This window comes from Rhodanobacter koreensis, assembly GCF_054782855.1.
In genome coordinates this window covers 854,735-868,091 of record NZ_BAAGRR010000002.1, presented here as the reverse complement: position 1 = coordinate 868,091, position 13,357 = coordinate 854,735, and the positions used below count along the sequence as shown (strand labels likewise).

General features: G+C 61.4%; 12 protein-coding genes. 9 read left to right on the top strand and 3 right to left on the bottom strand.

Annotated elements, in window-relative coordinates; translation table 11 throughout:
• Nucleotides 1–2 precede the first annotated feature (2 nt).
• Nucleotides 3–989: a malate dehydrogenase gene (locus tag ACYVKM_RS09765; protein ID WP_460877399.1), complete on the top strand. Its 987-nt coding sequence runs from the start codon at nucleotides 3–5 to the stop codon at nucleotides 987–989.
• 81 nt (nucleotides 990–1,070) lie between these two features.
• Here ACYVKM_RS09765 and ahpF read toward each other — a convergent pair whose 3' ends face one another.
• Complete coding sequence (ahpF, locus tag ACYVKM_RS09760) at nucleotides 1,071–2,663, bottom strand: alkyl hydroperoxide reductase subunit F (protein ID WP_460877398.1); 1,593 nt, start codon at nucleotides 2,661–2,663, stop codon at nucleotides 1,071–1,073.
• 142 nt (nucleotides 2,664–2,805) lie between these two features.
• On the bottom strand, nucleotides 2,806–3,369 hold the full coding sequence (gene ahpC / locus ACYVKM_RS09755) for an alkyl hydroperoxide reductase subunit C (protein WP_460877397.1): 564 nt from the start codon (nucleotides 3,367–3,369) through the stop codon (nucleotides 2,806–2,808).
• 226 nt (nucleotides 3,370–3,595) lie between these two features.
• Here ahpC and prpB point away from each other — a divergent pair, with 226 nt between their 5' ends.
• The 7 genes from prpB (at nucleotide 3,596) to ACYVKM_RS09720 (ending at nucleotide 10,551) form a co-directional block, all read left to right on the top strand.
• Nucleotides 3,596–4,483, top strand: coding sequence for a methylisocitrate lyase (prpB, locus tag ACYVKM_RS09750; RefSeq protein ID WP_460877396.1), 888 nt, complete (start codon nucleotides 3,596–3,598; stop codon nucleotides 4,481–4,483).
• Between the two features lie 230 nt (nucleotides 4,484–4,713).
• Nucleotides 4,714–5,859 carry a bifunctional 2-methylcitrate synthase/citrate synthase gene (prpC, locus tag ACYVKM_RS09745; RefSeq protein ID WP_460877395.1) on the top strand — a complete coding sequence of 382 codons (1,146 nt, stop codon included), beginning with the start codon at nucleotides 4,714–4,716 and terminating at the stop codon, nucleotides 5,857–5,859.
• 429 nt (nucleotides 5,860–6,288) lie between these two features.
• Entirely contained in the window at nucleotides 6,289–7,245 is a 957-nt protein-coding gene (locus tag ACYVKM_RS09740; RefSeq protein ID WP_460877394.1) for a hypothetical protein, read from the top strand.
• A 219-nt stretch (nucleotides 7,246–7,464) separates the two neighbouring features.
• Nucleotides 7,465–7,794, top strand: coding sequence for a hypothetical protein (locus tag ACYVKM_RS09735; protein WP_460877393.1), 330 nt, complete (start codon nucleotides 7,465–7,467; stop codon nucleotides 7,792–7,794).
• 8 nt (nucleotides 7,795–7,802) lie between these two features.
• Nucleotides 7,803–8,489: a C39 family peptidase gene (locus ACYVKM_RS09730; RefSeq protein WP_460877392.1), complete on the top strand. Its 687-nt coding sequence runs from the start codon at nucleotides 7,803–7,805 to the stop codon at nucleotides 8,487–8,489.
• 154 nt (nucleotides 8,490–8,643) lie between these two features.
• Nucleotides 8,644–9,072, top strand: a complete 429-nt coding sequence (locus ACYVKM_RS09725) for a hypothetical protein (protein WP_460877391.1) — start codon at nucleotides 8,644–8,646, stop codon at nucleotides 9,070–9,072.
• A gap of 84 nt (nucleotides 9,073–9,156) precedes the next feature.
• Nucleotides 9,157–10,551, top strand: coding sequence for an acetate kinase (locus ACYVKM_RS09720; protein WP_460877390.1), 1,395 nt, complete (start codon nucleotides 9,157–9,159; stop codon nucleotides 10,549–10,551).
• A 177-nt stretch (nucleotides 10,552–10,728) separates the two neighbouring features.
• Here the strand turns inward: ACYVKM_RS09720 and ACYVKM_RS09715 are convergent, their stop codons facing one another.
• A complete protein-coding gene (locus ACYVKM_RS09715) occupies nucleotides 10,729–11,415 on the bottom strand; it encodes a TerC family protein (protein WP_460877389.1) in 687 nt (228 codons plus the stop codon).
• Nucleotides 11,416–11,700: 285 nt separating this feature from the next.
• Here ACYVKM_RS09715 and ACYVKM_RS09710 point away from each other — a divergent pair, with 285 nt between their 5' ends.
• On the top strand, nucleotides 11,701–13,152 hold the full coding sequence (locus ACYVKM_RS09710) for a bifunctional 2-methylcitrate dehydratase/aconitate hydratase (RefSeq protein ID WP_460877388.1): 1,452 nt from the start codon (nucleotides 11,701–11,703) through the stop codon (nucleotides 13,150–13,152).
• Nucleotides 13,153–13,357: the final 205 nt, after the last annotated feature.

Genomic DNA, 13,357 nt, shown 5'->3' with positions numbered 1-13,357 from the left:
CGATGAAAGCCCCCGTTCGAGTTGCCGTTACCGGTGCCGCTGGCCAGATCGGCTATGCGTTGCTGTTCCGCATCGCCGCTGGCGACATGCTGGGCCCGGATCAGCCGGTGATCCTGCATCTGCTGGAGATCACCCCGGCGCTGCCCGCGCTGCAGGGCGTGGTGATGGAGCTCAACGATTGCGCGTTCCCGACCCTGGCCGGCGTCGTCGCCACCGACGACCTCAACGTCGCGTTCAAGGATGTCGACTACGCGCTGCTGGTCGGTGCACGTCCGCGTGGCCCGGGCATGGAGCGCAAGGATCTGCTGGAAGCCAACGGCGCCATCTTCGGCCCGCAGGGCAAGGCGCTGAACGATCACGCCAAGCGCGACGTGCGCGTGCTGGTGGTCGGCAACCCGGCCAACACCAACTCGCTGATCGCCCAGCAGAACGCGCCGGACCTCGATCCGAAGTGCTTCACCGCGATGGTCCGTCTGGACCACAACCGCGCGCTGAGCCAGCTCGCCGAGAAAACCGGCAAGCACAACACCGACATCAAGAAGATGACGATCTGGGGCAACCACAGCTCCACCCAGTACCCGGATCTGCACCACGCCACCGTGGACGGCAAGGCCGCGCTGTCGCTGGTCGACCAGGCCTGGTACGAGAGCGACTTCATCCCGACCGTGCAGCAGCGCGGCGCGGCGATCATCAAGGCGCGTGGCGCATCTTCGGCTGCGTCGGCTGCGTCGGCTGCGGTCGATCACATGCGCTCGTGGGCGCTGGGCACGGCCGAAGGTGACTGGGTCTCGATGGGCATCCCATCCGACGGTTCGTACGGCATCGCGCCGGGCGTGATCTACGGCTATCCGGTGACGGTGAAGAACGGCAAGTACGAGATCGTTCAGGGGCTGTCGATCAACGATTTCTCGCGTGCCCGCATGGACGCCACCGACAAGGAACTGCGCGAAGAGCGCGCCGGCGTCGAGCACCTGTTCGCGAAAAAGTAAGCGTCACCATCTCATGGCGGATGAAAGAGGGCGGCCACTGTGCCGCCCTCTTGATTTGACGATCCATCCGTTTCGTTCCGATCAAGCGGCGACCGCTTCCTTTTCGACGTTCGCCACTATCGGGCTGCGAATCAGGTGGTCGAACGCGCTGAGTGCGGCGGTGGAGCCAGCACCCATGGCGATGACGATCTGCTTGTAGGGCACGGTGGTGGCATCGCCGGCAGCGAATACGCCGGGCAGCGAGGTCTGGCCGCGTTCGTCGATGACGATCTCGCCGCGTGGCGACAGTTCCAGCGTACCTTTCAACCACTCGGTGTTCGGCAGCAGGCCGATCTGCACGAAGATGCCTTCCAGCTCGATCGTGTGCATGTCGTCGTTGACGCGATCCTTGTAGACCAGCCCGCTGACCTTCTGGCCATCGCCCAGCACTTCGGTGCTCTGCGCGCTGACGATGATGTCGACGTTTGGCAGGCTGCGCAGCTTGCGTTGCAGGACTTCGTCCGCGCGCAGCTTGTTGTCGAACTCGACCAGGGTGACATGGCTGGTGATGCCGGCCAGGTCGATCGCTGCCTCGACGCCGGAGTTGCCACCACCGATCACCGCCACGCGCTTGCCCTTGAACAGCGGGCCGTCGCAGTGCGGGCAGTAGGCGACGCCCTTGTTGCGGTACTCGTCTTCACCGGGCACGTTCATCTGCCGCCAGCGGGCGCCGGTGGAGAGGATGACGGTCTTCGATTTCAGCGTGGCACCGTTGGCCAGGCGCACTTCGATCAGGCCCCCAGTCTCGGTTGCCGGCAGCAACTTTGCCGCACGCTGCAGGTTCATGACGTCGACGTCGTAATCCTTGACGTGTTGCTCCAGCGCCGTGGCCAGCTTCGGACCTTCGGTGTACGAGACGGAGACGAAGTTCTCGATCGCCATGGTGTCCAGCACCTGGCCGCCGAAACGCTCGGCCGCCACGCCGGTGCGGATGCCCTTGCGTGCGGCATAGATCGCTGCTGCCGAACCGGCCGGACCGCCGCCGACAACGAGTACGTCGAATGCATCCTTGGTCTTGAGCTTTTCGGCTTCGCGCTTTGCGGCGCCGGTATCGAGCTTGGCCAGGATCTGTTCCAGGCTCATGCGGCCCTGGTCGAACACTTCGCCGTTGAGGTAGACGGTTGGCACCGACATCACCTGGCGTGCATCGACTTCGTCCTGGTACAGCGCACCGTCGATGGCGACATGCTGGATCTTCGGATTCAGCACGCTCATCAGGTTCAGCGCCTGCACCACGTCGGGGCAGTTCTGGCAGGACAGCGAAAAATACGTTTCGAAACGATAGTCACCATCGAGGTTCCGCACCTGCTCGATCACGTCCGCAGCAGTCTTGGACGGATGTCCGCCGACCTGCAGCAGGGCGAGCACGAGCGAGGTAAATTCATGGCCCATCGGGATGCCGGCAAAGCGCACGCCGATATCACTGCCGACACGATTGATCGCGAACGAGGGTTTGCGCTCGTTGTCGTCGCGGCGCACCAGGCTGATCCGGTCAGACAGCGCGGTGATCTCCTCGAGCAGCTGGTTCAGCTCAAGGGACTTGGCACTGTCGTCCAGGGACGCAACGATCTCGATCGGCTGCGTGACCTTTTCCAGATAGGCCTTCAACTGGGCCGTGAGATTGGCATCCAACATGGGCGAGCTCTCCGTCGATGGGTTTCTTCAGGGTGTACGTGACGAGCACCCGGGTGGACCCGGGTGTCGTCATTGGCACTGTGTTCCGGTAATCCGGACCCGGAAGAACTCCGGGTCCGTGGCGCATGACGCGCGGTGTTGCTTAGATCTTGCCGACCAGGTCCAGCGACGGTGCGAGGGTCTTCTCGCCTTCCTTCCACTTGGCCGGGCAGACTTCGCCCGGATGAGCGGCGACGTACTGGGCAGCCTTGACCTTGCGCAGCAGTTCCTTGGCGTCACGGCCGATGCCGCCGGCAGTGATCTCGACGATCTGGATCTTGCCCGACGGATCGATCACGAAGGTACCGCGATCGGCGATGCCGGCGTCCTCGATCAGCACCTCGAAGTTCTTCGAGATCTGGTGGGTCGGATCGCCAACCATGGTGTAGTTGATCTTCTTCACCGCGTCCGAGGTGTCGTGCCAGGCCTTGTGGGCAAAATGGGTGTCGGTGGAAACCGAGTAGATCTCGACGCCCAGCTTCTGGAATTCGGCGTAGTTGTCAGCCAGGTCCTCGAGCTCGGTCGGGCAGACAAAGGTGAAGTCGGCCGGGTAGAAGAACACGACGGACCACTTGCCCTTCAGCTCGGCGTCGGAAACTTCAATGAACTGACCGTTCTTGAGCGCCTGTGCCTTGAACGGTTTGATTTCGGTGTTGATCAGCGACATCGTTGGTTTTCCGTGTTGGTTGAAAGTGAAGCGTGAGAATAGGGGGTCTCACGTGATTACTCTAATTGATTGTTCAGATTGATTCGATTTGTTGAAGCTATCGTATGCAAGCCGTGCAGACAGACTGCAGTTCCGCGAAGTGGGCGATCGGTTCAAGGCGAATTGCTAGGGCAGGGATTCGCGTGGCGCAGTGCGCTAAAATGCACGTTTTGACGCGGAGCAATCCATGACGACGATGGCATCCCCGGGCGCGCGTTTCCGCGCTGCACTGGCTGAAGAGCGGCCGCTGCAGGTGATGGGTGCGATCACGGCCTATGCCGGTCTCATGGCCAAACGCGTCGGCTACAAGGCGCTGTACCTTTCCGGTGGTGGCGTGGCCGCCAATTCGCTGGGCGTACCTGATCTCGGCATCAGCACGATGGAAGACGTGCTCACCGACGCGCGGCGCATCGTGGATGCCACGCAACTGCCGTTGCTGGTCGATATCGATACGGGCTGGGGCGGCGCGTTCAACATCGGGCGCACGATCCGCTCCTTCGTCAACGTCGGCGTGGCCGCGGTGCATATGGAGGATCAGGTCGGCCAGAAGCGCTGCGGCCACCGTCCGGGCAAGGAAGTGGTGCCGAAGGGCGAGATGGTCGATCGCATCAAGGCCGCGATGGATGCCCGTACCGATCCGGATTTCGTGGTGATGGCGCGCACGGATGCAGCTGCCGTCGAGGGCATCGATTCAGCCATCGAACGCGCCTGCGCCTATGTCGAGGCCGGTGCCGACATGATCTTCCCCGAGGCGATGAAGACGCTGGAGGACTATCGCAAGTTCAAGGCCGCGGTGAAGGTGCCCATCCTCGCCAACCTGACCGAGTTCGGCTCCACACCCTTCTTCACCACCGACGAATTGCGTGACGCAGGCGTGGATATCGCGCTGTATTGCTGTGGTGCCTATCGCGCGATGAACAAGGCGGCACTCCATTTCTACGAAACCGTGCGCCGCGAAGGCACGCAGAAGAACATCATCGACACCCTGCAGACGCGCGAGGAGCTGTACGACTACCTCGGCTATCACGCCTACGAGGACAAGCTCGACGCGCTGTTCGCCGGCAAGAAAGACTGAAATCCATTCCATGGGTCGACACTTTCAGGATGTTCTGAATAAGCTTTTGCCCGTAATTCCAGCGAAAGCTGGAACCCAGCGTCTTCAGTGACTTGCAACGGCGCTGGATCCCAGCTTTCGCTGGGATGACGAGTTATTCAGACCCTCCCAAAGTTGCCGACCGGCATTCGCAGGTCCGTGTCGGTGCCTTGTCGCCGACCGATTCCAGAGCTATTGAGGAGAAGCACCCGATGAACGAGCAAGTCCTTCCCAAGGCCAAGAAGTCCGTCGCACTGTCCGGTGTGGCTGCAGGCAACACCGCGCTGTGCACGGTCGGCCGCAGCGGCAACGACCTGCATTACCGCGGCTACGACATCCACGACCTAGCTGCCAAGGGTTGCTTCGAGGAAGTGGCCTACCTGCTGGTGCACGGCGTGCTGCCGAACTGGACCGAACTCAACAATTACCGTGCGCGCCTGAAGCGCCTGCGCGGCTTGCCGGCACCGGTGAAGAGCGCGCTCGAACTGCTTCCGGCCGCGACGCACCCGATGGACGTGATGCGCACGGGTTGTTCTGTACTCGGTACCGTGCTGCCGGAGAAGGACGACCATAACGTCACCGGCGCGCGCGAGATCGCCGACCGCCTGATGGCCAGCTTCGGTTCGATGCTGCTGTACTGGTACCACTTCAGCCACAACGGCAAGCGCATCGAGACGCAGACCGACGACGACTCGATCGCCGCCCATTTCCTGCACCTGCTGCACGGCAAAAAGCCGAGCGACCTGCACGCACAGGCGCTGGACAAGTCGCTGGTGCTGTACGCCGAACACGAATTCAACGCCTCGACCTTTGCTGCGCGTGTAATTGCCGGCACCGGTTCGGACATGTATTCGGCGATCACCGGCGCGATCGGCGCGCTGCGCGGCCCGAAGCATGGCGGCGCCAACGAAGTGGCGATGGAAATCATCGCGCGCTATCGCAATGCCAATGATGCGGAGGCTGATATCCGCGCCCGCGTCGAACGCAAGGAAATCATCATCGGTTTCGGCCATCCGGTGTACACCGTGTCCGATCCGCGCAACGAGATCATCAAGGAGATCTCGCGCAAGCTGTGCACCGATGGCGGCAACCCGACCCTGTTCGAGGTGTCCGAGCGGATCGAGAAGGTGATGGGCGAGGTCAAGAAGATGTTCCCGAACCTCGACTGGTTCTCCGCCAGCGCCTATCACATGATGGGCGTGCCGACCGCGATGTTCACGCCGCTGTTCGTGATCGCGCGCACCTCCGGCTGGAGCGCGCACGTGATCGAGCAGCGCGAGGACGGCAAGATCATCCGCCCGAGCGCCAACTACACCGGCCCGGAAGACCAGGCCTATGTGTCGATCGACAAGCGCTGAGTCCTGATCTCGTGCAGGTAGGAGAGGGAGCCGCAAGGCTCCCTCTCTCATTTGAGGGAGGGACGTCTGGCCCGATGTGTTGCCTCAGCCGGTGGAATGCCCGGCGTTCGGGCGACAAGAGGCTTGTCGCTGTAACACTTCTGATACAGGTGTAACAGTGATCCGTCGGACCGGAAAATTCCCTTGTGCCACAACGGTATCGCAGGTGCATGCAGGGTTCGACCTGTAACGGGATTGGAGCATTGCCTTGTTTTTCAATTCGGCTCACACATGCATGCATCTGTGTGGTGTTTGCGTAATTCATTGATTTACAAGGGATGAATTCTGGCGTCTGCGAGACCGTCACGCTGGCGTGCATGTTGCTTCACCTGAGAGCTGCAAACGCAAGACAAACAGGGGGTCCACCCGTATTGCTCCAGGAGAACGATCATGCGCAAGACTCTTCTCGCAACCGCAGTGCTGCTTGGCTTGGGATTCGCTCTCCCGGCCATGGCAGATCACAACTTCAACAACGGAAACACGCTCACCTACACCAATTCGAGTACGCACACCAATTCGAGCACCCACAGCAAGACGGTCACCAAGACGAACAGCGGTAATGACCGGAGCAACAGTGGCGATGTCAACTCCAATGGGCTGGGCACATCAGCGGCCAATAACGGCGCAACGGCGACCTCGGCAGTCAGTGACTCCTTCAATACCAGCAACGCGGTCGCGGTAAGCAGCCTTGATGGCACAGTGACCAACATCCGCGTTCACGACATCGGCAACGTGGCGACGAATTCGGGTAATGCCAGTGGTGGCAAGGGTGGTGCGGGCGGTGGCGCCCTCGGCGGTTTCGCTGCCGGTGGTGACGGTGGCTCGGGCGGTGACGGTGGAAGCGCCCATGCCCGCAGTGGCCATGCAGGCGGATCGGGCAGCTCCAGTGGCGATGCCGGCGCTCTGAGCGCAGCAGCTGGTGGCGATAGCAGTGGTAACACCGGCAACGCGCGCAATCATCAACGCGGTGCAGGTTCCGGGACCGCAACGAGCGGCGCAGGTAGCTGGGCCGGTGGTGCCGGCACGAGTGGTGCAGCCACTGCCAGCAGCGGCTCGTCGATGTCCAGTGGTGGAACCAGTGGCGCCGCCGACAGCACCGGAGGCATGGGTGGTGCGGGTGGCAGCGGTGCATCCGGTACGGGTGGCTCGGCTACTGCCGGTGCGGGTGGCACCGGTGGTGCGGGTGGATCGAACTCGGTGGATGCCGGCTCGTTCGACATGTCCAACAACATGTCGGGTGCAGCGGCAGCGGCAGCGGGTGTCACCGTAATGGCGCAGAACAGCGGCATTGGATCGCTGATCCAGCAAAGCGTGAATGTTCAGGCCAATCTGAACGTCGGTCACTGAGTGGAACCTCACACCATGGAGCGCTGGGCGCTCCATGGTGTTTTCTGACGGCCGTGCGCTTGTTGTCCATCGGCACCTGATCGACAGGTGCAGGTGTTTCCGTTGCGTGCCGCTGTCATGGGAGATGCAACCATGATGCGAATTGTCAGACCCATGTCCCGGCTTGCCATGCTGCTGCTCGGAGCAGCTACATGGAACATGGCCGTTGCAGCATCAGCCATGCCTCTTGCACCAGCAGTCCCTGCTTCGCCAGCATCCGGACAGCATCCGAAAGCGGTTGCTGCCGCGTCGCGCGATGTGGACGGGCTGGGGCGCAGCGTGGATTCCACGACGCTGGCGACGCTCAGCGGCGGTACCGAAATCTCCGAAAAAATGACGCTCAACGGCACCGTGAGCAACAACAGCGCCGATCACGTAGTGACCGGTTCCAACGCGATCAGCAGCGGTTCGTTCAGCGGTGCTGCGGGCTTGCCGATGGTGATCCAGAACACCGGCAACAACGTGCTGATCCAGAACGCCACCATCGTCAATGTGCAGTTCCAGCCATGAAATATGGCGTGCTGCTCCTGACGGCTGTATCCACCGCGCTACTGCCGGTCGGCTCACTGATGGCAGCAACCGTGGCGATACCCGGCATACAGGGCAACAGCTACGGCTTCCACATCACCAGCCTGAAGGAAGCCCGTTTCAGGAACACGATCCGTCAGAAATACGATTTCAGTTGCGGCTCGGCGGCGGTGGCCACGTTGCTGACCTACCAGTACGGTTATCCGGTGAACGAACAGACAGCGTTCGAGCAGATGTACGCGCACGGCGATCGGCAGAAGATCAGCAAGGAAGGTTTCTCGCTGCTGGATATCAAGGAATACCTGCAGGCGAGCGGATTCGATGCGGATGGCTTCCAGGTGCCGCTGGAGAAGCTTCAGCAGGAGCATCTGCCGGCCATCGTGCTGATCGACGAGAAGGGCTACCACCATTTCGTGGTGATCAAGGGGCTGCGCGACGGACGCGTTCTGATCGGCGATCCTGCTCGCGGCACGCGCACCATGCCGCTTTCGCAGTTCGACGCGTTGTGGAAAAACCATCTCGTCTTCGTGATCCACAACCGACGTTCACTGGCCGTTTTCAACAACCCGGCCGATTGGCGTGTCGCACCGATTGCACCACTGGGCCTGGGTATCGACCGTTCCGGTCTGGGCACGCTCACCTTGCCCAAGGATGGCCCGGACGACCTCAACCTGTGAGCGGATGACTGTGATGAAACCCTTGATCTTCAACATGGCATGGCCCGGTTTCATCTGGCTTTGCGCCTTGATGGGTATGGCATGCGGATGGACAGGTGCTGCACATGCCAGAAATTCCGCGCCATCGGGTGTGATTGCAGCGCAGCGAAGCGCGATGGGAGCAGCCGGTTGGGGCACGGCCGCCAGCAACAAGCACCTCGACAGCGTACGTGGCGGCTTTGATGCAGGCTCGGGCCTGCTGGTTTCGTTCGGCATCGAACGTGCCGTCTACGTCAACGGCAACCTGGCCACCAGTACCAGCTTGTACATCCCCGACATCGGGCAGATGAGTGCGGAACAGGCCGGCGCCCTTGCGGCCGCGACCAGCACCATCAGCGTGGTTCAGAACGGTCCGCGCAATGCCTTCGATCCCGCTGCGCTGGCCCAGACAACGGCCGGTACGGTGGTTCAGAACAGCTTGAACAACCAGAACATCCAGACCCTGACGACGCTCAATACCACGGTCAACACGCTCAACATGCTCAAGAGTCTCAACCTGCAGAGCACCCTGCAGACGGCATTGATCAATTCACTGGGGCATTGAATGTTGCGGTATGAGCGCAAGCCCATGCTCCTGCTGCAGTCATGCCATTCCGTCTGATCGGCACCCGGCTCGCGAGGAAACGTGATGGAACCGAAATCGTGGCGACGCATGTGCTCGGTTGGCTATACAGGCCTGGTCCTGCTGGGCAGTGTGGCGAGCGGGCAGGAAACGGCGGTACCGCAGCAGGCACCGACGCCCGCCGGATCGAGCCAGGTGCCAGCGGATGTCAGCAAGAAACTGGCCGAGCAGGGCGAGCAGCTGGATGCGATGCGCAGCCAGATCGATGCCTATACCGCGCAACTCGACGCGATGAAGCGCAAATTGGTTGCCCAGGAAGCCGACTATCGGGCGCTGCGCCATGCGGTCGGGATGGACGTGCTCGATCGCCAGCGTGCCGGCAACATCAATGCGGCAGGTCCCGGAGCATCTGCACTCCCGATGCCTGCTGCCGACAGCGTTGCCGCCAGCGGACAGACGGATGTCAAACCCGTGGGCCAGGCCCCGGCCCCGACGCAGGATGACCGACCGCCGGCAGTGGCGCCGATCTCCGACCAGCCTGGTGTACTGACACCCAAAGGCAAGTTTGTGCTGGAACCGTCCTACCAGTTCAGCTATTCGTCGGTCGACCGTGTCGACCTTATCGGTTACACCGTCATCCCGGCGATCCTGATCGGCCTGATCGATGCCCGTCAGGTCAGAACGACCACGCAGACCGCCACGATGACCATGCGCTACGGATTGACGAACCGGCTGGAAGTGGAGCTTCGCGTACCCTATGTCTACGCGGGCAGCGAGACGACCAGCCGCGAGATATTCACCGGCAGCGCCGAGGACAATGTATTCACGACCAGCGGCCATGGCCTCGGTGACATCGAGGCGACGGCGCGTTATCAGTTCAATGACGGTGGTGCCGACAGCACCTACTACGTGGGCTGGCTGCGCTTCAAGTCGCGCACCGGCACGGACCCGTTCGAAGTCGTTACCGATTGCGTGACGCGGTGTGTGCAGAATGCGACAGGCACGGGCTTGCCGCTTCAACAGCCTACCGGTTCCGGGTTCTATTCGTTGCAGCCCGGCCTTACCTGGTTGCTCCCGTCTGATCCGGTCGTGATTTTCGGCAACGTAAGCTACCTGCACAACTTCCCGCGCTATGGAGTCAGTCGAAATGTGCTGCTGGCCGGCAAGGAATACCTGGGCAAGGTTTCAGTCGGCGATATTGTCGATGCCAGTATCGGTGTGGGGCTGGCACTGAATGACAAGGCTTCGATCAGCTTCGGTTATGACCAGAGTTTCGTCGGCATCACCAAGCAGAACAATCAGACCGTGGCCGGCTCGGCCAAGACGGTGCTTGGAACGTTCCTGATCGGTGGCGCGTACCGACTCAATGACAAACGCACATTGAATGTCACGCTGGGCGTTGGCGCGACCCGCGATACCCCGGATGTCAATCTGGCGGTCAGGCTGCCGACGATGTACTAGTGGCTTGGGGCGTGTTTGTACATGAGCATGTCGCACAGGTCGATCCATCAGGTTGAGTGAAGGCTTGGTGGGTCGACGCGGTTGGTCTTCGTGTAGCGATCGACGCGCGTGAATCCGTTTGCCGACGGATGCTGGTCATCGTGCTGAATGATTCAGTCGCGTGACTGGAGCAGGGCGTCAGCGGCCTGCCGGTCTCGGTAGCCTGCGTTGCTGCATCAACCAGCCACCACCGCAAATACCGATTACCAGTACGGCATCTACGCTGTATTTCGCCCATCCTGGCATATCGAGCCAGCTGCCCAGCCATGGATCGTGCGTGATCATCCGGCCGGCGGTGAAAGCAATCGCGCCGGCACCGACGTACATGATGATCGGGAAGCGGCCAATCAGTTTCAAGATGAGGGTGGAGCCCCAGACCACCAAAGGGATGCTGATCAGGAGGCCCAGGATGACCAGTCCGAGATGGCCACTCGATGCGCCGGCGATGGCCAGCACATTGTCCATGCCCATCAAGGCATCGGCGATGATGATCGTGCGCAACGCACTCCAGAAGGTATCGCGGGCGCTGACTGCGGGATCAGCGCTGTCATCATGACGCAGCAGCTTCAAGGCGATCGGCAACAGCAGCAGGCCACCGATCAGCATGAGCCCCGGCAGCTTGAGCAGGTAGACGACGACCGCGGTCAGCGCAAAGCGGACGGCGACGGCACCAAACGTACCCCAGAACACGGCTTTCTTCTGCAGCGTCGCGGGCAGGCGGCTGGCTGCCATGGCGATGACGATGGCGTTGTCACCGGCCAGTACCAGGTCGAGCAGGATGATCGCCAGCAGGCCAGAGAGAAAACCGGTGGTGAAGATGTCCATGCGGGAGTCCATGCGCGTCAGACAATGCAGTGAACACGGGCGCGCGCTGCCCGTGTCCACCACAAAAGTCTTGTTCGCAGCATGACTGCCGAGGTGACCGGGGCGAAACGTCGCCCGTGTTGACGATCACCGCACCGAGGCAGGAGAACCTGCGTCGGGAACTACTCCCTTCTGGGATGAGTGATGGATTGTCGGTGTCGGCACCGGCCTGGTCAAGCTATAAAGGGCTGCTGCCGGATGTGCAGGTCAGCTAAAATGGCGGTTTTCCCTGCTACGAGATCTGTCATGAGTGCGCACGACATCCGTTCTGCTGTTCGCCCCGATCCCGACCAGCCGCTGGTCGACATCGCCGACTACGTCGCCGATTACCAGATCGACTCGAAGGAGGCCTACGACACCGCGCGCTACATGCTGCTCGACTCGCTGGGCACATCGATGCTGGCGATGAAGTTTCCGGAATGCGTGAAGCACCTCGGTCCGCTGGTCCCGGGGGCGACCCTGCCGGGCGGTGCGCGCGTGCCGGGCACCAGTCATGAGCTGGACCCGGTACAGGCGGCGTTTGCGATCGGCACGCAGATCCGCTGGCTGGACTTCAACGACACCTGGCTGGCGGCCGAGTGGGGCCACCCATCGGACAACCTGGGCAGCATCCTTGCCGTGGCTGACTACCTCAGCCGCAAGGCCGAGCGCGAGGGCGGCCAGCCGTTGACCGTGCGTGACGTGCTCACCTATGCGATCAAGGCACACGAGATCCAGGGCTGCTATGCGCTGCTGAACAGCTTCAACCGGGTTGGCCAGGATCATGTGATCCTGGTGCGTCTGGCGTCCACCGCGGTTGCTACCGCGATGCTTGGTGGCAACAAGGAGCAGATCACCACAGCCGTGTCACACAGCTGGATCGACAACGGCGCGCTGCGCACCTACCGCCATGCGCCGAATACCGGCCCTCGCAAGAGCTGGGCCGCTGGTGACGCCTGCCGTCGCGCAGTCACCCACGCAATCAATGCGGTCTATCGCGGCGTGGTCGGTTATCCGTCCGCACTGAGTGCGAAGACCTGGGGTTTCTACGACGTTGCGTTCAAGGGCAAGTCGTTCGAATTCGAGCGTCCGTTCGGAAGCTATGTGATGGAAAATGTCCTCTTCAAGATCAGCTTCCCGGCCGAGTTCCATGCACAGACCGCCGTGGAGTGCGCCATGCAGCTGCATGCCCAGGTGGCCGGCAAGCTCGATCAGATCGAAAGGATCGTCATCGAAACGCAGGAAGCTGGCTGCCGCATCATCGACAAGACCGGTCCGCTGGCCAACTACGCCGACCGCGACCACTGCATCCAGTACATGGTCGCCGTGCCGCTGATCTTCGGCCGCCTCGTGGCCAGCGACTATAACGATGATATCGCCGCCGATCCGCGCATCGACGCATTGCGCGACAAGATGAGCGTGGTCGAGAATCCGCAGTTCACCAAGGACTATTTCGACCCGGCCAAACGTTACATCGGCAATTCGGTGCAGGTCCATTTCAAGGACGGCACAAGTACGGAAAAAGTCTCGATCGATTATCCGATCGGCCACCGCAAGCGTCGCGCCGAGGGCATTCCGGTGTTGTTGAAGAAGTTCGAAGCGGCCATGCAGGGCCATCTGCCAGCCCATCAGGTCAAGGCCATCATGGTGGCGACACAGGATCCGAGCCGGCTCGATGCCATGCCGGTACAGGAATTCCTGGGTCTCTTCACATTGTAAAGACGGTGTGAGTGCAAGATTAAGACAAGGCAGGCAAGGCAGCTGGCGCTCCACTTTAATGACGGGCTCTGCTGCCTCTTCCCGTAAAATCCATGAAAACCGTAACTCCGTAGTCCATATCCAATAAGCTTCCGCTAAAGTTGAAAACTGCGTATTGCCGATCGACAATGAACTTTCCTGAACGAAGGCTCACCGAAGTTTGGTT

Coding starts and splice junctions, on each gene's coding strand:
- prpB (WP_460877396.1), top strand. CDS start 3,596: ATGACGACGATGGCATCCCCGGGCGCGCGTTTCCGCGCTGCACTGGCT.
- ACYVKM_RS09710 (WP_460877388.1), top strand. CDS start 11,701: ATGAGTGCGCACGACATCCGTTCTGCTGTTCGCCCCGATCCCGACCAG.
- ahpC (WP_460877397.1), bottom strand. CDS start 3,369: ATGTCGCTGATCAACACCGAAATCAAACCGTTCAAGGCACAGGCGCTC.
- ahpF (WP_460877398.1), bottom strand. CDS start 2,663: ATGTTGGATGCCAATCTCACGGCCCAGTTGAAGGCCTATCTGGAAAAG.
- ACYVKM_RS09725 (WP_460877391.1), top strand. CDS start 8,644: ATGGGAGCAGCCGGTTGGGGCACGGCCGCCAGCAACAAGCACCTCGAC.
- prpC (WP_460877395.1), top strand. CDS start 4,714: ATGAACGAGCAAGTCCTTCCCAAGGCCAAGAAGTCCGTCGCACTGTCC.
- ACYVKM_RS09740 (WP_460877394.1), top strand. CDS start 6,289: ATGCGCAAGACTCTTCTCGCAACCGCAGTGCTGCTTGGCTTGGGATTC.
- ACYVKM_RS09715 (WP_460877389.1), bottom strand. CDS start 11,415: ATGGACATCTTCACCACCGGTTTTCTCTCTGGCCTGCTGGCGATCATC.
- ACYVKM_RS09720 (WP_460877390.1), top strand. CDS start 9,157: ATGGAACCGAAATCGTGGCGACGCATGTGCTCGGTTGGCTATACAGGC.
- ACYVKM_RS09735 (WP_460877393.1), top strand. CDS start 7,465: ATGCCTCTTGCACCAGCAGTCCCTGCTTCGCCAGCATCCGGACAGCAT.
- ACYVKM_RS09765 (WP_460877399.1), top strand. CDS start 3: ATGAAAGCCCCCGTTCGAGTTGCCGTTACCGGTGCCGCTGGCCAGATC.